At 68.8% G+C, this 21,726-nt stretch carries 23 protein-coding genes; 12 read left to right on the top strand and 11 right to left on the bottom strand.

Annotation, left to right across the window (positions count from 1 at the left end):
• Window positions 1–12: 12 nt before the first annotated feature.
• Window positions 13–381, bottom strand: coding sequence for a type II toxin-antitoxin system VapC family toxin (locus Q0Q47_RS11040; protein ID WP_293858880.1), 369 nt, complete (start codon window positions 379–381; stop codon window positions 13–15).
• Window positions 375–587 carry a CopG family transcriptional regulator gene (locus Q0Q47_RS11035; RefSeq protein ID WP_293858877.1) on the bottom strand — a complete coding sequence of 71 codons (213 nt, stop codon included), beginning with the start codon at window positions 585–587 and terminating at the stop codon, window positions 375–377. Before Q0Q47_RS11035 ends, Q0Q47_RS11040 begins: the two co-directional genes overlap by 7 nt.
• A gap of 110 nt (window positions 588–697) precedes the next feature.
• Here Q0Q47_RS11035 and Q0Q47_RS11030 point away from each other — a divergent pair, with 110 nt between their 5' ends.
• A complete protein-coding gene (locus Q0Q47_RS11030) occupies window positions 698–1,177 on the top strand; it encodes a DUF992 domain-containing protein (protein WP_293858873.1) in 480 nt (159 codons plus the stop codon).
• 11 nt (window positions 1,178–1,188) lie between these two features.
• Here the strand turns inward: Q0Q47_RS11030 and Q0Q47_RS11025 are convergent, their stop codons facing one another.
• Window positions 1,189–1,488, bottom strand: a complete 300-nt coding sequence (locus Q0Q47_RS11025; RefSeq protein ID WP_293858870.1) for a hypothetical protein — start codon at window positions 1,486–1,488, stop codon at window positions 1,189–1,191.
• Between the two features lie 64 nt (window positions 1,489–1,552).
• Entirely contained in the window at window positions 1,553–2,128 is a 576-nt protein-coding gene (locus Q0Q47_RS11020; protein ID WP_293858867.1) for a type 1 glutamine amidotransferase domain-containing protein, read from the bottom strand.
• Window positions 2,129–2,227: 99 nt separating this feature from the next.
• On the opposite strand from Q0Q47_RS11020, the gene Q0Q47_RS11015 reads away from it, so the two are divergent.
• Complete coding sequence (locus Q0Q47_RS11015) at window positions 2,228–2,536, top strand: hypothetical protein (RefSeq protein ID WP_293858864.1); 309 nt, start codon at window positions 2,228–2,230, stop codon at window positions 2,534–2,536.
• Window positions 2,537–2,710: 174 nt separating this feature from the next.
• On the opposite strand, the gene Q0Q47_RS11010 is transcribed toward Q0Q47_RS11015, so the two are convergent.
• Entirely contained in the window at window positions 2,711–3,913 is a 1,203-nt protein-coding gene (locus tag Q0Q47_RS11010) for a pyridoxal phosphate-dependent aminotransferase (protein WP_293858861.1), read from the bottom strand.
• Between the two features lie 239 nt (window positions 3,914–4,152).
• On the opposite strand from Q0Q47_RS11010, the gene Q0Q47_RS11005 reads away from it, so the two are divergent.
• Entirely contained in the window at window positions 4,153–4,368 is a 216-nt protein-coding gene (locus Q0Q47_RS11005) for a hypothetical protein (RefSeq protein WP_293858858.1), read from the top strand.
• A gap of 6 nt (window positions 4,369–4,374) precedes the next feature.
• Here the strand turns inward: Q0Q47_RS11005 and Q0Q47_RS11000 are convergent, their stop codons facing one another.
• Window positions 4,375–4,725 carry a DMT family protein gene (locus Q0Q47_RS11000; RefSeq protein ID WP_293858855.1) on the bottom strand — a complete coding sequence of 117 codons (351 nt, stop codon included), beginning with the start codon at window positions 4,723–4,725 and terminating at the stop codon, window positions 4,375–4,377.
• Window positions 4,726–4,793: 68 nt separating this feature from the next.
• Here Q0Q47_RS11000 and Q0Q47_RS10995 point away from each other — a divergent pair, with 68 nt between their 5' ends.
• Window positions 4,794–5,297 (top strand): DUF1499 domain-containing protein, encoded by a 504-nt coding sequence (locus Q0Q47_RS10995; RefSeq protein ID WP_293858852.1) that lies wholly within the window; start codon window positions 4,794–4,796, stop codon window positions 5,295–5,297.
• A 298-nt stretch (window positions 5,298–5,595) separates the two neighbouring features.
• On the opposite strand, the gene rpoD is transcribed toward Q0Q47_RS10995, so the two are convergent.
• The 4 genes from rpoD to Q0Q47_RS10975 all read right to left on the bottom strand — a co-directional run bounded on the left by rpoD (window position 5,596) and on the right by Q0Q47_RS10975 (window position 11,913).
• Window positions 5,596–7,587, bottom strand: a complete 1,992-nt coding sequence (rpoD, locus tag Q0Q47_RS10990; protein WP_293858849.1) for an RNA polymerase sigma factor RpoD — start codon at window positions 7,585–7,587, stop codon at window positions 5,596–5,598.
• Window positions 7,588–7,869: 282 nt separating this feature from the next.
• On the bottom strand, window positions 7,870–9,783 hold the full coding sequence (gene dnaG / locus Q0Q47_RS10985) for a DNA primase (protein ID WP_293858846.1): 1,914 nt from the start codon (window positions 9,781–9,783) through the stop codon (window positions 7,870–7,872).
• Window positions 9,784–10,420: 637 nt separating this feature from the next.
• Window positions 10,421–11,692, bottom strand: coding sequence for an amidase (locus tag Q0Q47_RS10980; RefSeq protein WP_293858843.1), 1,272 nt, complete (start codon window positions 11,690–11,692; stop codon window positions 10,421–10,423).
• On the bottom strand, window positions 11,689–11,913 hold the full coding sequence (locus Q0Q47_RS10975) for a DUF2798 domain-containing protein (RefSeq protein WP_293858840.1): 225 nt from the start codon (window positions 11,911–11,913) through the stop codon (window positions 11,689–11,691). The genes Q0Q47_RS10980 and Q0Q47_RS10975 overlap by 4 nt, the downstream gene beginning before the upstream one ends.
• Window positions 11,914–12,102: 189 nt before the next feature.
• Here Q0Q47_RS10975 and Q0Q47_RS10970 point away from each other — a divergent pair, with 189 nt between their 5' ends.
• From Q0Q47_RS10970 to Q0Q47_RS10960, 3 genes are all read left to right on the top strand, one after another.
• A complete protein-coding gene (locus Q0Q47_RS10970; RefSeq protein ID WP_293858837.1) occupies window positions 12,103–12,654 on the top strand; it encodes a TetR/AcrR family transcriptional regulator in 552 nt (183 codons plus the stop codon).
• A gap of 272 nt (window positions 12,655–12,926) precedes the next feature.
• Complete coding sequence (locus Q0Q47_RS10965) at window positions 12,927–13,379, top strand: DUF2852 domain-containing protein (RefSeq protein ID WP_293858834.1); 453 nt, start codon at window positions 12,927–12,929, stop codon at window positions 13,377–13,379.
• A 166-nt stretch (window positions 13,380–13,545) separates the two neighbouring features.
• On the top strand, window positions 13,546–14,466 hold the full coding sequence (locus tag Q0Q47_RS10960; protein WP_293858831.1) for an extensin family protein: 921 nt from the start codon (window positions 13,546–13,548) through the stop codon (window positions 14,464–14,466).
• 12 nt (window positions 14,467–14,478) lie between these two features.
• Here the strand turns inward: Q0Q47_RS10960 and Q0Q47_RS10955 are convergent, their stop codons facing one another.
• The gene (locus tag Q0Q47_RS10955) at window positions 14,479–18,129 is read right to left on the bottom strand and encodes a hydantoinase B/oxoprolinase family protein (protein ID WP_293858828.1); all 3,651 of its coding nucleotides are present in this window, start codon (window positions 18,127–18,129) and stop codon (window positions 14,479–14,481) included.
• Between the two features lie 252 nt (window positions 18,130–18,381).
• On the opposite strand from Q0Q47_RS10955, the gene Q0Q47_RS10950 reads away from it, so the two are divergent.
• The 5 genes from Q0Q47_RS10950 to Q0Q47_RS10930 all read left to right on the top strand — a co-directional run bounded on the left by Q0Q47_RS10950 (window position 18,382) and on the right by Q0Q47_RS10930 (window position 21,660).
• Window positions 18,382–18,858 (top strand): hypothetical protein, encoded by a 477-nt coding sequence (locus Q0Q47_RS10950; protein ID WP_293858825.1) that lies wholly within the window; start codon window positions 18,382–18,384, stop codon window positions 18,856–18,858.
• 28 nt (window positions 18,859–18,886) lie between these two features.
• A complete protein-coding gene (locus Q0Q47_RS10945) occupies window positions 18,887–19,567 on the top strand; it encodes a ribonuclease T2 (RefSeq protein WP_293858822.1) in 681 nt (226 codons plus the stop codon).
• A gap of 30 nt (window positions 19,568–19,597) precedes the next feature.
• Window positions 19,598–20,452 carry a 23S rRNA (adenine(2030)-N(6))-methyltransferase RlmJ gene (locus tag Q0Q47_RS10940; protein ID WP_293858819.1) on the top strand — a complete coding sequence of 285 codons (855 nt, stop codon included), beginning with the start codon at window positions 19,598–19,600 and terminating at the stop codon, window positions 20,450–20,452.
• Window positions 20,453–20,775: 323 nt separating this feature from the next.
• Complete coding sequence (locus Q0Q47_RS10935) at window positions 20,776–20,994, top strand: cold-shock protein (RefSeq protein WP_293858815.1); 219 nt, start codon at window positions 20,776–20,778, stop codon at window positions 20,992–20,994.
• 60 nt (window positions 20,995–21,054) lie between these two features.
• Window positions 21,055–21,660, top strand: coding sequence for a glutathione S-transferase family protein (locus Q0Q47_RS10930; RefSeq protein ID WP_293858812.1), 606 nt, complete (start codon window positions 21,055–21,057; stop codon window positions 21,658–21,660).
• Window positions 21,661–21,726: the final 66 nt, after the last annotated feature.

Below are 21,726 nucleotides of genomic sequence, written 5' to 3'. Positions count from 1 at the left end.
CTCCGGGCTGGGTCACACCGTCGTGTACGGAACCCTGACGCCGGGATCGGTGGCGTCGAAATCCTTGGTGTTCCGGGTGACGAGGACCGCGGCGATCGACGCCGCGGTTGCTGCGATGATGGCGTCCGGCAAACGCATGCGCCGCTCGCGGCGAATGGCAACCGCGCGCTCCGAGACGTGGCCGTCCAGTGGAACGACGACGAAACCGTCGAGGAAGGCGTGCGTCGCCGCGTCCGTGACGGGTGTCGTTCCCACCATCACCTCCATCCACGTCACGACGCTGATGAAGCGCTCGGCGTAGCGGCCCAGCTCTTCGCGCGCGCCACCGACTCCGTTCAGGTGGTCGATGAGAATGCAGGTGTCGAAGACGGCTCTCACCATTCGTCGCGGAGCCGGTTTTGATAGTCGAGACCGCTTTCGCCCGTCTTCCAAAGCCCGAACGCGTCATCGTCGCGAAGAGGACGCTGGGCCATCAGAAACTGCTGGATCGCCTCGCGCACCAGCGCAGCCCTCGACGTCTTGCGCTTCGACGCGAGCTCCGCCAGGCGATCGAGATCGTGTTCCGGGACGTCGATGAGCGTTCTCATGGCGAATTGATATCATATATCGATATACCGCAACAAGCGGCGGAGATCGTCCTGCGGAACCTCTTGCCCGCGCTCAAGGTTGTCTGCGGGCATTCACCTGGAGACACGTCATGTTGCGCACCTTGATCGCCGCTGCGGCGCTGACCGCCGCCATCGTTCCCGCCTCGGCCCAGAGCGCGGCGCCGCCGGCCCGGGTGGGACTGCTCGAATGCTCCGTCTCGGGGGGCGTCGGCCTGATCATCACGTCGTCCAAGGCGCTCTCCTGCCGGTTCACCCCGGCGCGGGGCGGAGGGCCGCGCGAGCGCTATGTCGGAACGGTGCGCAAGTACGGTCTCGACGTGGGCGCGACCACCAAGGGCCAGATCGCCTGGGCCGTGCTGGCGCCCACCAACACCTGGCAGCGTGGCGCACTGGCCGGCACCTATGCCGGCGCGGGCGCGGAGGCGACCGCGGGTGCGGGCCTGGGCGCCAACCTCCTCGTCGGCGGTTCGAACCGGACGATTAGCCTGCAGCCGCTGTCGGTCAGCGCCCAGACCGGGCTCAACCTGGCGGCCGGCGTGACCGAGCTGGAGCTCGCTCCGGCGCGCTGACGCCGCCGGCGTCAGCCGCTGGGACGTGGCGTGAAAGCCCGGTCCGCGGAGGGGCAGGACTGCTGGATCGTTTCCCAGGACGAATTGTTCAGGACCATGACGCAGCGCGCGAGCCGGGCCCCCTGGCTCGTGCGCAGACACGCGACCTCGCCCATCTGGAAGTCCTGCCCGTTCGCCCGGCAGGTGCATGGCGGAAGCTGCGGGCCCGCATCGGGGCGACGCACGACCTCGTGCGCCGTGACGGACACCGGGGCCAGGTTCGCCGGGATGGCGATGGTCACGATGGCGAGCAGGGTCCGCACGATGCGCATGCCCTCACGATATCATGCGGGCCGCCGGCGTCAGCCGACGGCCCGTGCACGAATGCGTGTGGGATCAGGCGGCCGAGCGGCGGCCGTGGCGACCCTCGCCGATCTCCTCGATGATCTTGGCGACGAAGGCGTCGAGGTCACCCGGATTGCGGCTGGTGACGATGCCGTTGTCGGTCACCACCTCGCGGTCGGTCCACCGTCCGCCGGCATTGGCGATGTCGGTCTTGAGCGACGGCCAGGACGTCATCTCGCGCCCGCGCGCGAGCCCCGCCTCGACCAGGAGCCACGGTCCGTGGCACACGGCGGCGACCACCTTGCCTGTATCGGCGAAGCGCTTCACGAGCGCGACTGCCTTGGGCTCCATGCGGAGCTTGTCGGGGTTCATCTGGCCGCCCGGAAGCACCAGAGCGTCGTAGCTCTCGGCGTCCACCGCTTCGAGCGGCTTGTCGACGGGCACGGTGTCGCCCCAGTCGCTCTCGTCCCATCCGCGGATGCGGCCGGGCTCGCGGGTCTTGGAAGGAGCGGCCACGTCGACGGTGGCGCCGGCCTCGCGGAGCTTGTTCAGCGGCACCCTCAGCTCGGACTGTTCGTAGCCGTCCGTAGCCAGGATGAGGATGCGTGCCTGCGAAATGTCGGTCATGATTGTCCTCGCGGTTCGTCAAGAACCGCGCCAACGCGCCGGGTACGGCGCGGTTCCGGCCACGAATGTCGCAGCCGGACGACCTGCAGGAGCCTTCGCATGCCTCGCTACATCATCCTCGACAACGTCACCGGGTCCATCGTGGCCGACACGCTGGACCTTGACGGTCCCCCGCGCGAGGAGACGCCGCTGGAGGCCGTGAAGCGCTATGACGCCCTCACCCTCGAGGACGAGCGCAGCTACGCCGAGGAGCACCCCAGCGCCGCGCTCAACAATGTGCTGGGCTACATCGTCTACGTGGCGCCCGACGACCTTCCCAAGGTGAAGGACGGGGAGGACCAGGACGTCATCGACAGCGTCATCGAGGCCTGCGACGCCGCGGCCTTCGTGGAAGTGCGGGAGCTTTGAGGGACCGTTGAAGCGCGAAAGCATGCTGCTTTCGCTTTCCGCGCGTCCTGCCCGGGCTTGGCCCGGGCATCCACGACTTTGCAGGCACCATCCGCAGTCGTGGATGGCCGGGCCAAGCCCGGCCAAGACGGCAGGTAGGTTGTCGCGAACGGGTCGACGGTCGTCCGGCGAGCCTCAGCGCAGGCTGGCGCAGAAGCTCTGGATCTTGGCGCAGGCCTTCTCGAGCAGTTCGTTCGAGGTGGCGTAGGAGATGCGGAAGTTGGGGCCGAGGCCGAAGGCCGATCCATGGACCGCGGCGACGCCTTCCGCCTGCAGGAGCTCGGACACGAAATCCTCGTCGGTCGCGATGACCTTGCCCGACGGCGCCGTCTTGCCGATCAGTTCGGCGCAGGACGGGTACACGTAGAAGGCGCCTTCCGGCAGCGGGCAGCGCAGGCCCTTGGCCTGGTTCAGCATCGACACGACGAGGTCGCGGCGCCCCTCGAAGACCTTGCGGCTCTGGGGGATGAAGTCCTGCGGGCCGTCCAGGGCCTCGACGGCGGCCCACTGGGCCACCGAGCAGGCGCCGGACGTCTGCTGGCCCTGCACCATGTCCATGGCCTTGATGAGCTTCTCGGGCCCGGCCGCGTAGCCGATGCGCCAGCCGGTCATCGCGTAGGCCTTCGACACGCCGTTCATGGTCAGCGTGCGGTCCATCAGGTTCGGCTCGATCTGGGCCGGCGTGGTGAACACGAAGTCGCCGAAGGTGAGGTGCTCGTACATGTCGTCCGTCAGCACCCACACGTGCGGGTGCTTGAGCAGGACGTCGGTGATCGCCTTCAGCTCGTCGCGCGTGTAGGCGGCGCCGGAGGGGTTCGAGGGCGAGTTCAGGATCAGCCACTTGGTCTTGGGCGTGATGGCGCGCTCGAGGTCGGCGGCGCGCAGCTTGAAGTTCGACTCGATGGTGCAGTCGACGAACACGGGCGTGCCGCCGCACAGCAGCACCATGTCGGGGTAGCTGACCCAGTACGGCGCCTGGATGATCACCTCGTCACCGGGGTTCAGCGTCACCAGGAAGGCGTTGTAGAGCACCTGCTTGCCGCCGGTGCCGACGATCGTCTGCGACGCCTTGTAGTCGAGGCCGTTCTCGCGCTTGAACTTGCGCACGATCGCCTCGCGCAGCGGCTGGATGCCGGAGACGGGGGTGTACTTGGTCTCACCGCGGCGGATGGCCGCGATGGCGGCTTCCTTGATGTTCTCGGGCGTGTCGAAGTCCGGCTCGCCGACCGAGAGGCTGATGATCTCCCGGCCCTGGTTCTTCAGGTCGCGGGCCTTCTGCGTCACGGCAATCGTGGCGGACGGCTTCACGCGGTTCAGGGCGTCGGCGAGGAAGGCCATGGCGGGGCTCCGGATCGGCGTCGGGCCCTCGGGCCCGGGAACGGTTCAGCAAGGTCCCCTTGAGGACGGCGGAACCTAGTCCGCAGCCCAGGGCAGTTCAAGCCAAAAGCCTTGATCGAACCGATCGACGCGCGAGATGGAGCGGTGAAACGCCCGTGTGCGCGATCGCACATCGGTTCGGACGGGGCTGCGGCATGGTCACGCCATCGGACAACACCGACGTCACCCGGAGCCCTCCCATGATCCGCGATCTCGACGCCCCCCTGACGATGCCCCGCCCCAGCACGGGCGCCCCGGTGCGCATCGAGGCGCGTCGCCACCTCATGATCTCGTCCTGGCTCACCATGATGCTGATGGTCGGCACGGCCGTCGTCCTGCTCGCCCGGCCGGCGCCGGAGGCCGGGCCGACCGCCGCCACCGCCAAGGCGCCGCTGCAGACGATCGCGCTGCGCTGAGGCCCTTCAGGGCCGGAAGATGAAGAAGGCGCCCGCGGCGATCAGGGAAAACCCGATCGCGTGGTTCCAGCCCAGCGGTTCCTTGAGAACCAGCACCGAGAAGCTGGCGAACACCACCAGCGTGACGACCTCCTGGATCGTCTTGAGCTGCGCGGCCGAATAGACCGCATGGCCGATCCGGTTGGCGGGCACGGCCAGCCAGTACTCGAAGAACGCAATTCCCCAGCTTGCCATGACCACGACGGGCAGGGCCCGGTCGGTGAACTTGAGGTGGCCGTACCAGGCCACGGTCATGAAGACGTTCGAGGCGATCAGCAGCAGGATCGGAAGGACGGCGGGGGACGTTATCGACGGCATGGACGACTCGCATCGGGGAGGTGAGAGTGAAACCTACCCTGCCCTCACCATCGCGGCCTATGCGGACCATGCTCACGATCCTGGGTGCCCTCCTGGCCGTCGTGGCCATCAGCATCGCCCTGCGCGACAAGCCGTTCGGGATCGAGCGGGTCTGGACACTCGCCTTCGGGCCGCCCGACCTCGGCCCCGTGGACTTTTCCCGCCTCGTCCGGCGGACGACCCCCAACGACGCGCTGATCTGCCCGCCCGGGCTCTGCGGCGGAGCCCGTTCGGACCTCCCCTCCCCCGTTTTCGCGCTGTCGGCGCCCGACCTCCGGGAAAAGATCCGCGCCGTCGCGCTGGCGGAGCCGGGGGCGGTGCAGGTGGCCGAGGCCGTCTCGGGGCGGGGCGACCGCTACGTCGTCCGGACGCCGTTGATGCGCTACCCCGACACGGTGGACGTGCTGGTGCTGCCGCAACCGGAGGGCAAGTCCACCGTTGCCCTGTACTCACGCAGCCAGATCGGCCGGTCCGACCTGGGCGCCAACTTGGCGCGGCTGAAGCGCTGGCTCGCGGCGCTGGGGGCCGGCTGAGCCGTCGTGCGTCCTTCGACTCGGCCGCTTCGCGGCCTTCGGATGTGAATCTTTCAGTCGTCCAGCGAGCACCTCCCGCTCCGCGTCATGGCCGGGCCTGGCCCGGCCACCCACGCCTTCAGAATGGCGCCGTCAAAGTCGTGGGTCCCCGGGCCAAGCCCGGGGATGACGGCTGAGAGGTCGGATTGAACTGGACTGCCAGTCCTTCGGTGAAGGGTTCACATGCTCCGAGCAGCCGCCGAAGGCGGCGTGTCGAAGGACGCACCGTCTCTCGGCTGCTCGGAACAGGATTTCGCCCTCAGTTGTCGAGGAAGCTCCGGAGCTTCCTGCTGCGGCTCGGGTGCTTGAGCTTGCGCAGGGCCTTGGCCTCGATCTGGCGGATACGTTCGCGGGTCACCGAGAACTGCTGGCCCACCTCTTCGAGGGTGTGGTCGGTGTTCATGCCGATGCCGAAGCGCATGCGCAGCACGCGCTCCTCGCGGGGCGTGAGCGAAGCCAGGACGCGGGTGGTCGTCTCGCGCAGGTTCGACTGGATCGCTGCGTCGATGGGCAGGATCGCGTTCTTGTCCTCGATGAAGTCGCCCAGGTGGCTGTCTTCCTCGTCGCCGATCGGCGTCTCGAGGGAGATCGGCTCCTTGGCGATCTTGAGCACCTTGCGGACCTTCTCCAGCGGCATCGCCAGCTTTTCGGCGAGTTCCTCCGGGGTCGGCTCGCGGCCGATCTCGTGCAGCATCTGGCGGCTGGTGCGCACGATCTTGTTGATCGTCTCGATCATGTGCACCGGAATGCGGATCGTGCGGGCCTGGTCGGCGATCGAACGGGTGATCGCCTGCCGGATCCACCAGGTCGCATAGGTGGAGAACTTGTAGCCGCGGCGATACTCGAACTTGTCCACCGCCTTCATCAGGCCGATGTTGCCCTCCTGGATGAGATCCAGGAACTGAAGGCCGCGGTTCGTGTATTTCTTGGCGATCGAGATCACGAGGCGCAGGTTGGCCTCGACCATCTCCTTCTTCGCCTGCCGCGCTTCGCGCTCGCCCTTCTGGACGATGTGCACGATCTTGCGGAATTCCTGGATTTCCAGGCCCGTCTCGGAGGCGAGGTTGTGGATGTCCTGGCGGATGTCCTTGATCGCGTCCTTGTCGTGGGCGACGAAATCCTTCCAGCCGCGCGTCCCGAGCTTGGACACGCGCAGGACCCACTTGGGATCGAGCTCCGACCCCTGGTAGTTCTTGAGGAAGTCGTCGCGCGAGACCTTGTAGCTCTCGGCCAGGCGCATGAGCCGGCCCTCGAGGCCGATCAGCCGCTTGTTGATGTCGTAGAGCTGCTCGACCAGGTTGTCGATGCGGTTCTGGTTGAGCGACAGCGACTTGACGTCGGTGACGATCTCTTCCTTGAGCTTCTTGTACTTGCGCTCCTGGGCGGGCGACAGCGTCGTGTTCTGGAGGCGCGACTCGACGTTCTGGTCCTGCAGGCGGCGCAGCTTCTTGTAGGCGTCGGCGATGCGATCGAAGGTCTCCAGGACCTTCGGCTTCAGCTCGGCTTCCATGGCCGACAGGGAGACATTGTTCTCCATGTCGTCTTCTTCCATGTCGCCTTCGGGGATCGGCGGCTCGTCGCCCATCCCGCCCTCGGCGGCCTCGGCCTCTTCCTCGACCTCGCCGGCCTTGGGCGCACCCTTGCCCTCGGGGCCCGCGTAGGTGGCCTCGAGGTCGATGATGTCGCGCAGCAGGACCTTGCCGTCGTTCAGCTCGTCGCGCCAGATGATGATGGCCTGGAAGGTCAGCGGGCTCTCGCAGAGCCCGGCGATCATGGCCTCGCGGCCGGCCTCGATGCGCTTGGCGATGGCGATTTCGCCCTCGCGCGACAGCAGCTCGACCGATCCCATCTCGCGCAGGTACATGCGCACGGGGTCGTCGGTGCGGTCGGCGGGCTCGGCGCGCTCGGTCTTGGTGACCACGGCGCGCGGAGCGGCCTCGACGAGGTCGCCGGGCTCGTCTTCCTCGTCGGCCTCGGCGGCAGACTCCGGACGCTCGCCGTCGGCCTCCTCGGACTCGACCACGTTGATGCCCATCTCGTTGAGCATCGCCAGGATGTCTTCGATCTGTTCCGACGTCACTTCCTCGGACGGAAGGACCTCGTTCAGCTCCTCATACGTCACGAACCCGCGTTTCTTCGCGAGCTTGATCATCCGCTTGACGGCCTGATCGGTAAGGTCCAGCAACGGGCTGTCGGCCTGCGGGGCATCGGCCACATCGCCTTCGGCCTTGTCGTTTGTCTTTGTCGCCATGCCCGATCGCTCCGAGTCCGTCTGCGACACCGACGTCCCGAAGGGGACGACCGCATCGTTCACGCATGAAGGGGCGGCAGGGACCGTGCCCTTCCGCCCTGCTCACCGCACCGTCCCCATCAGTGTCGCGATTCGATTAAGTCAAGCTTAACCGTCCTGCACACCGGGCCTCCTCCGGTCTGCGGAGCAACACTCACGGGCCAAAGTTCCCCGTCCTGCACCGCCGACGAGACATCCAGGCGGCCCCGCATCGCGGATCCGTGCCTCGTCTCTTCGCCAGCGCTACTCCCCGTCCGATCCGACCTCGCCCCACGCCTCGGGACGCTCGCGCTCCGCCTCGGTGCCGTCGATCGCGGAAATCTGCGCCTGCAGATCCCGGATCCACGCGAGGTTCGCCTCGCTGTCGTCCTGTGCGAATGCAGTCTGGGCCAGACCGAGTTCGTTATGTAGCGTCAAAGCGCGCCGATGCAAGATCATGGCCTGTCGAACGCTGTCTTTCACTTCCTCGGGATCGGCGGCCGAGTCAAGGCACCACCGGTCCCCGGGCCGGACGGCCCCCTCCAGCCGCGCGACCGGCGTGGCGAGGCCCCAGGCCTCCAGCAGTTCCCGGACGCTGCCCGACGCGGGCAGTTCGCCATGGGCGGCTGCATCCACGAGAGCCTGCCTGACGCGGCCGGCATCGGCGTCGGCGAGATCCATGCTGGCCAGCGCCTCGGCCATGTCGGCGAGAAGGTCCGCGTGGGCCGCCAGCCCCAGCACGATCAGCGACTCCCGCGGCGACGGTGACGGCGCGCGCGAGAACAGCGCGCTGCGGGCCAGCAGCGGGCTGGCCCTGAGCTGCTCCGGGATTCCGGTGGGCCGGCGGGGCTCGAAACGGCCCCCGCCTCGGCGCTCGACCCAGGGCCTGCGCTCGCCGCGCGGGGCCGAGCCGGGCATCATGGCGCGCAGGCGCGCGTCCATGTCGGCCCGGTAGTGGCGGCGCAGGTCCTCGTCCTGGATGGCCGACAGCAGGTCGCGCAGGCGGCGCTCCAGCGCGGCCCGGCGCTCGGGCGTGTCGAGCGGGCCGGCCTCGACCTCGCGCGCCCACAGCACCTCGGCCAGAGGCTGGGCGGCGTCGATCACCCGCGCCAACGCACCGTGCCCACCGGCGCGCGCCAGGTCGTCCGGGTCCTGTCCTTCCGGCATGAAGGCGATCCGCAGGGATTTTCCCGGCGTCACGATCGGCAGAGCCACGTCGAGGGCGCGGTAGGCGGCCCGCCGGCCGGCCTTGTCGCCGTCGAAGCACAGGATCGGCTCGTCCGCCATCCGCCACAGAAGGGCGAGCTGGTCGGGCGTGAGGGCGGTGCCGAGCGGCGCCACGGTGTTGGCGAACCCCACCGCGCTCATCGCGATCACGTCGACATAGCCCTCGACGGCGATGACGCTGCCCTTGTCGTGGGCCGCCTTGCGGGCGTTGTGATGGTTGTAGAGCACCCGCCCCTTGTGAAAGAGCGTCGTCTCGGGGGAATTCAGGTACTTGGCCGGGACATCCTTCTCGAGCGCCCGCCCGCCGAAGGCGATGACGCGCCCCCTGACGTCGCAGATCGGGAACATCACCCGATCGCGGAAGCGGTCGAAGGGCACGGCCGTGCCCTCCGGCTGGACCAGCAGCCCGACCTCCATCATGGCCTCGGGCGTCACGCCCTTGCCGGCCAGGTGATCGCGCAGCGAGAAACGGTCCGCGGGCGCATAGCCGATCCCGAAGGCGTCGCGGGTCTCCGGCGAGAGGCCGCGTCCGTCGAGATAGGCTCGCGCCCTGGTCCCCGCCCGGCCCCGCAGCTCCGCCTGGAAGAAGGACGCGGCCATGGCCATGACCTCGACGAGGCTGCGGCTCCTTTCCTCCTGCTCGATCGCCTGGGGCGAGATCTTGGGCAGGTCGACGCCGGCCATCGCCGCGAGCCGCTCCACCGCCTCCGGGAACGGCACGCCCTCCGTCTCCATCAGGAAGGAGAAGATGTCACCGTGCTTTCCCGACGAGAAGTCGTGATAGAAGCCTTTCTGATCGTTGACGAAAAACGATGGGGTCTTTTCCGCGTTGAAAGGCGAGAGCCCCTTCCATTCCCGGCCGGCCTTCTGCAAGCGGACACGCTTTCCCACCACCTCGGACACCGGGAGGCGGGCGCGAATCTCGTCGAGGGTTCCGGGCGGGTAGCGCATCGCTCGCACATATAGGACAGGATGGCCGGCGGCTCATCCTTTCGGTTCGCCCGGAAACGGGGCTCCAGCGGCGGACCGCCTCGCGCGCGGTGGAGTTTTGCCCGTTATCCACAGCGTGGCTGGACGAAAAACGCCGCCGGCCAGCGGCCGGCGGCGTCCCCTCTCGTGTCTGTTGCCATTGCGCCGGTTTACCGGACGTCATTCTGGCCTGTCTGCTCCGGCAGGTGCCTCCCCAGGCCCTGCCGTCTTCCGGTGCCCGCCTCGCGGTACCACCGGCCGCACCGGATCCGGTGCGGGTGCTGCGTCAGAAAAGCCCGAGAACGACGGCCCCGACGAGGGCGAACGCCGCACACATGGCTACCAGGTTCAGCCTTTGGGCGATGACCATATGGTCCTCCTTTCGGCACCTTCACGCATTTTTAACGCTAGCACGGAACCGCGGGAGCGCAAGCTTTTTGTCCCGAGGCACCCGGCTCCACTCAATATTAAGTAACTTAAATTCGACTTGAGCCCGACGGACGCAGGTGTAACGCCGCCCCGCCGGAGCCGGTTCCCGCACCACTACATGCTGCTGTGAAGTATTCCACGGGGGAATAGATCATTCCCTTCGCATTTGACAGGTCTCGGAAAGACACCGTCAAGCCGGATCGGGGAGAGGCTCCAGATCGCGCCAGATCTCTTCAAGCAGCGCGGCGGCGGTGAGGGCCCGCTGATCCCGCGCGAAGGGGGCGACGACTTGCAGGCCGAGGGGAAGGCCGGACCGGGTCCGGATCCCCGGAACGTTGACGCAGGGCACGCCGAGCAGGGTCCACAGGCGATTGAACCGGGGGTCGCCGGTCGTCTCCCGACCGGGCGCCACGCCGTCGGAGGCGTAGGTGACGAAAACGTCCACGCCCGCCTCCTCGAAGATCGAGCGTACGGCCGTCCTCGCGCGCCTCGCGCGCCCGCGCGCCTGGTCGTAATCGTACGGTCGCAGGCCGTCGGCCCGTTCCAGGGCGGCCCTGAGAACCGGCGGCAGGTCGTCCTTCCGGTTCACGAACTCCCAATCGTAGGAGACGCGCATCTCGTAGGCGCCGATCACGGCGGCCGCCTCGAAGGCGTCGGCCATCACCGCGGGCAGATCGATGTCGACCACGCGGCAACCGGCTCTCTCCGCCGCAGCAGCCGCGGTGGCGATCGCGGAGCGGGCTTGCGGGGAGGCCGCCCCGCCGAACGACGGCCTGACGATGCCGATGGCCGGCGCGCCCGGTTCGCGGTCCACTGCCAGGTCGCGGCCGGAGATCGCGGCGAGGGCGAAGGCGCAGTCGGCGACGGTCGCGGCGAACAGGCCGACGGTGTCGAGGGTCCAGGCCTGCGTCTTGACGCCCACCGTCGGAATGAGCCGGAAGGACGGCTTCACGGCCGCGACGCCACAGAAGGAGGCCGGCCGGATCACCGATCCGCCCGTCTGCGTGCCCAGTGCGAGGGGCACGAGGCCCGCCGCCACGGCGGCCGCCGAGCCGGAGGAGGAACCGCCCGGCGTGCGAGCCGGATCATGGGGGTTGAGCGTGGGTGACGGGTCGAGCTGGGCGAGCGCGGTCGTGACGGTCTTGCCGGCCACGACGCCGCCCGCGGCCTTCACGAGCCCCACCACCGGGGCGTCGGCGCGGGGCTGCCAGCCGCCCCAGATGGACGGGCAGCCCATCTCGGTCGGCAGGTCGGCGGTGTCGATGATGTCCTTGATGCCGACGGCGATGCCCAGCAGCGGCCCGGGCCGGCGGGGCGCGAAGGCCCGCTCGGGAGCGACCGAAGCGAAGGCGTGGAGCGATCCGTCTTCCGCCGCGATCCTGCGCTGCGCCTCCGAGAGGCTGCGCTCCGGCGAGGTCCTGCCGGCGTCGATGTCCGCGAGGATCGACAGGAGGGAGATCATCCGAGCTTGCTCACGATGGCGTCGGTCGCGCGGCGGGCGACCGGGATGGCGATGAACGCCGCCATGCATGCGAAGGGCCACGCGATGACGAAGGCATGCAGCCAGCGCGACAGATAGTCCGGGGGAAAGCCCAGATTGAGCGCGGTGACCAGGGCCGTCATCAGAAAGGCCATGACCCCCGACATCAGCACCGGAAAGATGTATTTCGCACGCTTGTCCATGGCATTCTCCCGCCCGGCTCGCTCTGTCATGGCGCGGTGGCCCGGGTCAAGGCGGTCCCGACGTTTGCGGCCGCCCGACTTATCCAGTATCGCTCAGCCATGCGTGGCCGGGGACCCTTCGGCCCACCCGACGGGTGCGGCCCCTTCGCACGGCGTGGATACCACCACGGCCGGCTGCGCGAGGCATTGATGGATGCGGCGCGCCGGCTGCTCGGGGAGCGCGGGGCCGCGGGCTTCTCCCTTGCCGACGCGGCCAAGATCGCCGGCGTCAGTCCGGCCGCTCCCTACCGCCACTTCAAGGATCGCGACGCCCTTCTGGCCGAGGTCGCCGCGGAAGGATTCGCGCTGTTCGGCCAGCGACTGGGCGAAGCGATGCGCAGCGCGTCCGATCCGGTGGCGAGTTTCCGGGCCATGGGCAGCGCCTATCTTTCGTTCGCCCGCGAGCAACCCGGGCTCTACACCGCCATGTTCTCGTGGTGCGCCACGCCCGACGACATGGAGTCGTCGCCGGCCCGCGACGCCTTTGCGATGCTGATCGACGGCATTGCCAAGGCGCTGGGCGGAGGCAACCGGACCCCGGAGGAAACCCGCAACCTGGCGGTCCAGGTCTGGGCGCTGTCCCACGGGCTGGCGATGCTCGCCGGAAGCGGGCAGCTGGGCCGGGAGGTCGACACGGAAGCCCTGCTGATGGCCGGCACGGGCCGCCTCCTCGGCCTGCCCCCCGGAGCCGGCAAGCTCTGAGAGCTTGTGGCTCGACCTGAGCGTCCGGCTTTCGTTCCCTCTCCGCGGCCTAGCCGGCTTGGCGCGGTATCCACGACGTCAGGATGGCCCCGGCAAAGTCGTGGGTGTCCGGGCCGGGCTCGGGCAAGACGGCGGAGAGGTGGTTGCCCAGCGGGGAGCAGGCTCCGCCGTGGCGAAGACATCGAGCCAGACCCTCATTCCGTCCGACCCCTCTTGACGGGCACGCCGGCAACCGCCATGTAAATGTTCGTCACATTCACATGGAGGGACAGATGTCCTGGTCTGCGACGCGTGAGGGCTGGTCACCTGCCGGCCGTGGCGGTTGGCGTCCCCTGGAGATCGCGGCGATGGTCGCGGGCTTCGTTGTTTTCTGGCCGGTCGGACTGGCCATTCTGGGCTACCTGGTGTGGCGGAACGGTGGCTGGCGCAACGGCTGCCGCCGGTCCGAGCGGTGCGAGGAGCGCGTTGCGGCATTCGGTCGCGGCGCCTTCGGCGCGGGCTGGGGCGGCGGCGAGTTGCGACGCGACAGCGGCAACAGCGCCTTCGAAGACTACAAGGACCAGGAGTTGAAGCGGCTTCAGGCCGAGTTCGATCGCCTCGTGGCCGAACAACGCGCCTTCGGCGACTTCCTCGACACGCTGCGGCGGGCCAAGGACAAGGCCGAGTTCGACCAGTTCCTGGCCTCCCGCAAGGCCGCCGACACCTCGGGTCCCGCCCAGGCCTGACCTGACACAAGGCATGGCGGGCCGCCCCTCCCCGGGGCGGCCCGCCTCGCATGCGTCAAACCTAACGAAAGCTTCCGAGGACAGTCCGCCGCCCGTCCCCCGACGGGACGAAACGGCCCGGACAGGCTTCACGAAGGCTTAAAGTGACCGCTCGCATTGTCCCGGGATGCGACGCGGGACTGTCCAGTATCTCGTCTGTTCCGCCATCCTCGTCCTGATGTCCGGTTGCGGCCTGTTCGTCTACGAGCAGCGCGCGCCGTGGCGCGACGAGGCCGAACGGACGTGCCTCTCATCGGGGGTGGTGAAAGTCACCCCCTGGGTCGAACCGGCCAAGGAGATCTCCGGGCCCGGGGCTTGCGGCATGCTGCAGCCTTTCCGGCTGTCCGCGTTCGCCGACGGCACCGTGGGGCTGACGAGCCGGGCCACCCTCGCCTGCCCGATCATCCCCGTCATCGACGGCTGGATCGAAGAGGTCGTGCAGCCCGCCGCGCAGCTCTATTTCGGAAGCCGCGTCACCGAGCTGCGGGCCGGCTCCTATTCCTGTCGCAGCGTGAACAACCGGGCTGGCGGCCCGCGGTCGGAGCACTCCTTCGGCAACGCCATGGACGTCATGGCCTTCCGCTTTGCCGACGGGCGCGAACTCACGGTCGAGCGCGGCTGGCGCGGCGCCTCGCGCGACCAGGACTTCCTGCGCGAGGTGTTCGTCGGGTCGTGCGCCCGCTTCACCACGGTGCTAGGCCCCGGCTCGGATGCCGAGCACTACAACCACTTCCACATCGACCTCGCCCGCCACGCGCGCGGCCGCTCGATCTGCAAGCCGATCCTGAAATTCGAGCCGCGGCTGCCGGCCTACCTGGCCGCCGGCGGGCAGCTGTCGACGCGGCCCGGCCCGGTCGCCACGGCGCCCCAGGCGCCCTACGGATCCGGATTCGCGCCGCGGCCCCAGGGACTCGCCGCGACGGGCCAGCCGCTGATGCTGGGCGTTCCCGGCGGCGGCGACGAGATCGGCGACCTGATCGACGAACAGGGCGTCGTCGATGCGCCGGAGAGCGCACCGATGCGCCCGCCGGCCCCCGTCAGGCGATAGCGACCGGCAGCCTCAACGCCGCGGCGGGCCGAACCCGCCGCCCGTCGGCGTGATCACCGTCACCGCCTCCCCGGCCTCCAGGCGCGTCTGGTCGCAGGCGGCGAGCTCCTCCACGCGGCCGTCCGAGCGCCGCACCAGCGTCCGTCCGCATTCCCCCGGTTCGCCGCCATCCAGCCCGAACGGCCGGACCTTGCGATGCGAGGACAGGATCGCGCAATCCATCGGCTCCAGGAAGCGCAAGGTCCGGCTGGTGCCGTCGCCGGCGGACCACCGGCCGCGCCCGCCCGAGGCCGGGCGGATGTGGAAGTCCTCCAGCAGCACCGGGAAGCGGTACTCGAGGATCTCGGGATCGGTGAGCCGCGAGTTCGTCATGTGCACGTGCACCCCGGGCGTGCCATCGAAGCCCGGCCCTGCCGGGGAACCCGAGCAGATCGTCTCGTAATACTGGTAACGGTCGTTGCCGAAGGTGAGGTTGTTCATCGTGCCCTGGGATGCGCCCATCGCCTGCAGGGCCCCGAAAAGACAGTTCGTGACGGCCTGCGACGTCTCCACGTTCCCCGCCACCACCGCCGCGGGATAGCGCGGCGACAGCATCGAGTCCTCCGGCACGACGATGCGGATGGGTCGCAGGCATCCCGCGTTCATGGGAATGTCGTCGTCGACCATGACGCGGAAGACGTAGAGCACCGCGGCCCGGGTCACCGGCAGCGGCGCGTTGAAATTGTCGGAGCGCTGCGGCGAGGTGCCGGTGAAGTCGACCGTCGCCTCCCGCGCTTCGTGATCCACGGTGATGCGCACCCGGATCTCGCAGCCCTGGTCCATCGGATACACGAACGAGGCGTCGCGCAGGCGGTCGAGAACCCGCCGGACGCCTTCCGCCGCGTTGTCCTGGACGTGGCCCATATAGGCCGTCACGACGGGCAGGCCGAACTCCGCGAGCATCTTGCGCAGTTCGCGCGCGCCTTTCTCGTTGGCCGCGATCTGGGCCTTCAGGTCGTTGACGTTCTGGACGACGTTGCGGACCGGCCATGTGGCGCCGGTCAGCAGGGCCACCGTCTCGGCCTCGCGGAAGCGCCCGGCCGCGACGATCTGGAAGTTGTCGATGTAGACCCCCTCCTCCTCGATGGTCGTGGCCCGCGGAGACATCGACCCGGGAGAGACGCCGCCCACGTCCGCATGATGGCCGCGCGAGGCGACCCAGAAGAGAATGTCGCGCTCGTCCTCGTCGAAGACCGGGGTGCACACCGTGATGTCGGGCAGGTGCGTACCGCCGTTGTAGGGCGCATTCAGCATGTACACGTCGCCCGGCCGGATGCGCCCTTGGTTGAGGCGGATGATGGTCTCGACCGACTTGTCCATCGACCCCAGGTGGACCGGCATGTGCGGCGCGTTGGCGACCAGGTTGCCCTGCGCGTCGAAGACGGCGCACGAGAAATCCAGCCGCTCCTTGATGTTCACCGAGTAGGCCGTGTTCTGGAGCGTGACGCCCATCTGTTCGGCGATGGACATGAACAGGTTGTTGAAGATCTCGAGCATCACGGGGTCGGCATCCGTGCCCAGCGCCGTGCGCTTGGGCAGGGGGACCGCGCGGGTCAGCACCAGGTGATCGCGCGCCGTGAGGTCCGCTTGCCATCCGTCCTCGACAACGACGGTCTGGTGGCGCTCGATGACGAGCGCGGGTCCGGGCATGCGGTCGCCCGGCTCGAGGTCCTCGCGCCGGTAGACGCCGGCCTCGCGCCATTGCCCCTGGGAGAAGAACCGGGTCCGGGATGCGGGACGCGGAGCGCGCCGAGGCGCCTCGCCGGTGCCGCGGGCCGGGACGGTGGCCCCGCCGCCGATCGCCTCGACCCCGACGGCCTCGACGACGAGCGGCTTGGCCTCGTCGATGAAGCCGAAGCGGGCGCGGTGCGCCGCCTGGAAATGCTCCTTCATGGCGCGGAGCACGCCAGGGCCGTCGCCGGCCCGGATAGCCTCGACGTCGACGGGCACCTCCAGCGTCGTGTCGGTGCCGGCATAGCGGACATGGGCGCGCACCTGGAGCGACACGCCCGGGGCATCGACGCCCTGCCTCTCCACCTCCGCCCGGCAGACCGCGCCGAGGCGATCGGCCTCGTCGAGCAGCATGGGCAGCATGTCGGGGCCGAAGGCGGCCTCGATGCCCTGCTGGCGCGAGGCGCGAATGTCGGCGAGGCCCATGCCGTAGGCTGACAGGAGCGACGAATAGGGGTGGATGAGCACGGTCGACATCGCCAGGGCATCGGCGACGAGGCAGGCATGCTGCCCGGAAGCTCCCCCGAAGGCGTTCAAGGCGTACTGCGTCACGTCGTAGCCGCGCGCCACGGAGATCTTCTTGATCGCCTCGGCCATGTTCGACACGGCGATGCGCACGAAACCGTCGGCGACCTCTTCGGGCTCCCGGCCGTCGCCGACGCGGGCCGCCAGCGCGGAGAAGCCCGCCTGGACCGCCGCGACGTCGAGCGGCTCGTCCTGGCCGGGCCCGAAGATCGCGGGGAACCACCGGGGGTCCAGCTTGCCGAGCATGACGTTGGCGTCGGTCACGGCGAGCGGCCCGCCGCGCCGGTAACAGGCGGGACCCGGATTGGCCCCGGCCGAGTCCGGGCCGACCCGGAAGCGTGCCCCGTCGAAGTGCAGGATCGAGCCGCCCCCGGCGGCGACCGTATGAATGAGCATCATGGGCGCGCGCATGCGCACGCCCGCGACCTCGGTCTCGAAGGCGCGCTCGTACTCCCCGTCGAAATGGGCCACGTCGGTCGAGGTGCCGCCCATGTCGAAACCGATCACGCGCCCGAAGCCGGCCTCGCGCCCCGTCTCGGCGAGCGCGACGACCCCGCCGGCCGGCCCGGAGAGGATGGCGTCCTTGCCCTTGAACAGGTCGGCCGCCGTCAACCCGCCGGAGGACATCATGAACATCAGGCGCGCGCCGGATCCGCCCGCCTCGTGGCCGGCGTCGAGCGCATCTGCCACCTGTGCGACGTAGCGGGCGAGAATGGGCGACAGATAGGCGTCCACCACCGTGGTGTCGCCGCGCCCGACCAGCTTGACCAGCGGGCTGACCTCGTGGCTGACCGACACCTGCGGGAACCCGAGGTCGCGGGCCAGAGCCGCGACGCGCCGTTCGTGCTCTGGATAGCGGTAGGCGTGCATGAACACGATCGCGACGGCCGAAATGCCGGCCTCGCGCAGGGCCACGAGGTCGCGGCGCACGGCCTCGAGGTCGGGCTCGCGCTCCACCGTTCCGTCGGCGCGCACCCTCTCATCCACCTCCACGGTGTGGGTGTAGAGTTGCTCGGGCTTGACGATCGCCTTGGCGAAGATCTTCGGGCGGGCCTGGTACCCGATGCGCAGCGCATCCCGGAAGCCTCGCGTCGTGACGAGAGCCGTGCGTTCCCCCTTGCGCTCCAGGAGCGCGTTGGTGGCCACCGTCGTCCCCATGCGCACGTCGCCGATCGCGCCGCGCGGCACGGGCTCGCCTTCCGCCAGGGCCAGGAGGTCGCGGATTCCCTGCACGGCCGCGTCGCGGTAGGCCTCCGGATTCTCCGACAGGAGCTTGCGGGCGTGGAGGACGCCCGAGGGATCGCGGCCGATGACGTCGGTGAACGTGCCACCCCGGTCGATCCAGAAATCCCACGACGCCTGGGCCATGCCTCGCTCCTCGCTGCGCTCCACGGGGCGCACCAAACAGCATCCGCAAGCAGCGGTCCATGCCCGCCAAGGCCACCTGCCACCCACCAACGGCTGAAATCGCCGGCCCGGCTGTGAGCGCGACGCAACGCCGAGCCGAAAATTAAGGTCAAACCGAGGCGTCTGCTTGACCGGCGCCCCCCGACTCCCGCATCGTCCGCCCGGATACGTTGAGCCGCGCGATCGGCGCGCCCCTGCTCGTGGAGTGACCGGATGACTGCCTCGCTGCGTTTCGCACGCCTCCTCACACTCGCTGCCACCGCGAGCATCGCCGCCCTCGGCGCGGCCCAGGCCGGCGGCAACGGTCCCCTGCGGATGCCCGCCGAAAACTGGAAGATCCCCTACAGCGCCAGCCCGGCCGCCATTCCGGCCTGCACGGACACGGGCGTGCAGTCGAAGATCGCGGACCGCTTCGCCGGCACCCAGGCGGAGTACTGGAACTCCAACCTGACCATCGTCTCCTTCCAGAACCTGCGGGCCGTCGCCTTCCGCCCGTGGGGCCTCGACTACATTCCGCGCCTGTTCTGCACGGGCGAGGTGACGACCTCCGACGGTCAGCGCCGCTCGCTCGACTACTTCGTCGGCGAGGACACGGGCATCATCGGCGCGAGCTGGGGCGTGGAATTCTGCGTGGGCGGCCTCGACCGCAACCTCGCTTACGCGCCGGCCTGCAAGATGGCCCGTCCCTGATCCAGTCGTCCCTGCGGGATCCCGGTCCATGATCGCTGCCTCGCGTCGCCTGGGGCTCGGGATTGCCGCCGCGGCTCTGGCCTTGTTCGCCTGCGCCGTCCCGGCCTCCGCCCAGTCCGAACGACGCGGGGGAACGCCGGGGGATTTCGACTTCTACGTCCTGGCCCTGTCCTGGTCGCCGGGCTTCTGCGCCTCCGAAGGCGACAGCAAGGGCCGGGACCAGTGCAGGACGGGGGCCGGACTGGGGTTCGTGGTCCACGGCCTGTGGCCCCAGTTCGACCGTGGCTTTCCGACGGAATGCCAGCCGGCGAACCCCACCCCCTCCCGTCTCTCGCTGGAGGCCGCGCGCGGCGTTTTCCCGGACGAAGGCCTCGCCCGCTACGAGTGGCGCAAGCACGGGACGTGCTCCGGCCGCAGTCCGACCGACTATTTCCGCGACGTGCGCAGCGCGCGCGACAAGATCCAGGTCCCGCCGGACCTCGCCCGCCCGACGTCGGCCATGACGACGACCGCCATCGACCTGGAGCGGTCCTTCGTGGCGGCGAACCCGGGTCTGCGGGCCGACATGATGAGCGTGGCCTGCAAGGGAAGCGTGCTCCAGGAGGTTCGCGTCTGCTTCACGCGCGACCTGCGCAGCTTCACCTCCTGCCCGGAGGTCGACCGCCGCGGCTGCCGGGCCCGCGACATCACGGTTCCCGCCGTCCGTTGACGCCGGCGCCCGCCTGCGGTTGATGGCGGGATGAATTACAGGCACGCCTATCACGCCGGAAATTTCGCGGATGTCGTCAAGCACGCCATCCTGGCGCGCATGCTGGTCTATCTCGGCCAGAAGGACGCCCCGTTCCGTGTCATCGACACCCATGCCGGCATCGGGGTCTACGACCTCGGGTCGGTCGAGGCCGGCAAGACCGGCGAATGGCATGCGGGGATCGGGCGCCTGCTGGACGCCCGGCTCGAACCGAAGGCGGCGGAACTGCTCGCGCCCTATCTCGAGACCGTCGCGGCATGCCGCGCGCTCTACGACCTGCCGCTCGGCTATCCGGGCTCCCCGGAAATCGCGCGGCATCTGGCGCGGGCGCAGGACCGGCTGATCTTCATCGAGAAGCACCCGACCGATGCACGCCGCCTGCGGGAGCGCATGGAGCACGATCGTCGCGCGAAAGTGATCGAGCTCGATGGCTGGACGGGGCTGAAGGCCTACGTGCCGCCCGTCGAGCGGCGGGGCCTCGTGCTGATCGATCCTCCCTTCGAGGAGCAGGGCGAGTTCGACCGTCTCGCCGCCCTGCTCTCGGCGGCGTGGAAGAAGTGGCCCAGTGGTGTCTATGCCGCCTGGTATCCGCTGAAGGACAAGAGCCAAGCTTCAGCTTTCCGCGCCACGCTTTCACGTTCGGAGATACGTAAGGTTCTTTGCATTGAGCTCCAGGTGAACGATCGCGATGACTCGCGTGAGTTCAGTGGCACCGGACTGGCGGTCGTGAATCCGCCTTGGCCACTCTTTGAAGAGTGCCAGACCATGCTTCCCGCGCTGGCCTCTATACTTCGGCAGGGCAATCGTGCGCCGTACCGCTGTGAATGGCTCACGGGCGAGACCTGACCCGCAAACCAACGGTTTCGATCTAAACCGCTCACGCGGTGGCACAACAGGTCAGCGTTGTTGACTAGACGCTGTGTAACCGATTTCAGACCATTGATGGCCATCACCCTCGGCCCTGAAATCTGATTTGTTCTTGCATAACAGATCAAAGTCGTTGACATAATGAAGTTGTGCGCGTGGATCCTTCTGACCGGAGGTGCGGATGATTGCACCCCTCGCACGGGTGCAGCAGAGGCATGGTCGGCCGAATCCCCATGCACGAGGCGCGGGGGGCCGCGCTAACGAAGACGGGCTCACGGGCCCGGCCAGGTGGAGCGATAAGCATGCCTCAGCAGGGTGTGGTGAAATTCTTCAATACCGAAAAAGGCTACGGCTTCATCAAGCCGGACGATGGCGGTCGGGACATCTTCGTTCATGTCACAGCCGTTTCGCGTGCAGGTTTGCAGACGCTTGACCAGGGTCAGAAGGTGACCTTCGAGATCGAGCCCGACAAGAAGGGCAAGGGTCCGAAGGCCGTCAACCTGGTCATCCTGAACGACTGACAGCGGCCAAAGCGCGTGCCATGATCGGCAGGGTCATACGGACTCTGCCAAGGATCAGTCGTGCCCGTCCTCAAGTCGTCTCCAGCCTCACCCTTCGGCCGCAAGGTCAAGATCGCCGTCAGCCTCGCCGGGCTGTCGGACAGCTTGACCGTTGAAACGGCCGATACGACCAACCCGAACGATCCCCTTCGGATCCAGAACCCGCTCGGCAAGATCCCGACGCTGGTGCTGGACGACGGCGAGACGCTGTTCGACTCGCGCGTCATCGTCGAGTGGGTCGACGAGCGGGCCGGCGGAGGCGTGGTGATCCCGAAGGGGCCGGAGCGTTTCGCGGCCCTGCGGATGCAGGCGCTGGCGGACGGCATCCTCGATGCGGCGTTGCTGCAGGTCTACGAGGGGCGCTTCCGGGACGAGAGCCGGCGGGACCCGAAGTGGGTGGCCTACCAGCAGGAGAAGGTGGACCGGGCGCTGACGACCCTGGAGGCGTCCCCGCCCGCCATCGGCGAGCGGCCGCACATCGGCCCGATCGCGCTGGCCTGTGCGCTGGGCTATCTGGACCTTCGCTTCGAAGGGCGCTGGCGCGCGAGCTACCCGAAGCTCGTGTCCTGGCTCGACGCCTTCGCGGCGCGGGTGCCGGCCTTCGAGGACACCCGCTTCAAGGGCTGAGTCCGGCGGGCCCCGCGGGCTGGCCCATCCACTCCCGGCAACCGCGCCCGTTCGCGGGAGTGACGT

Source organism: uncultured Alsobacter sp. (assembly GCF_945952055.1).
Classification (GTDB): Bacteria; Pseudomonadota; Alphaproteobacteria; order Rhizobiales; family Beijerinckiaceae; genus Alsobacter.
Note: the sequence above shows the minus strand (reverse complement) of the source record. Positions and strands in the feature narration are given on the sequence as shown.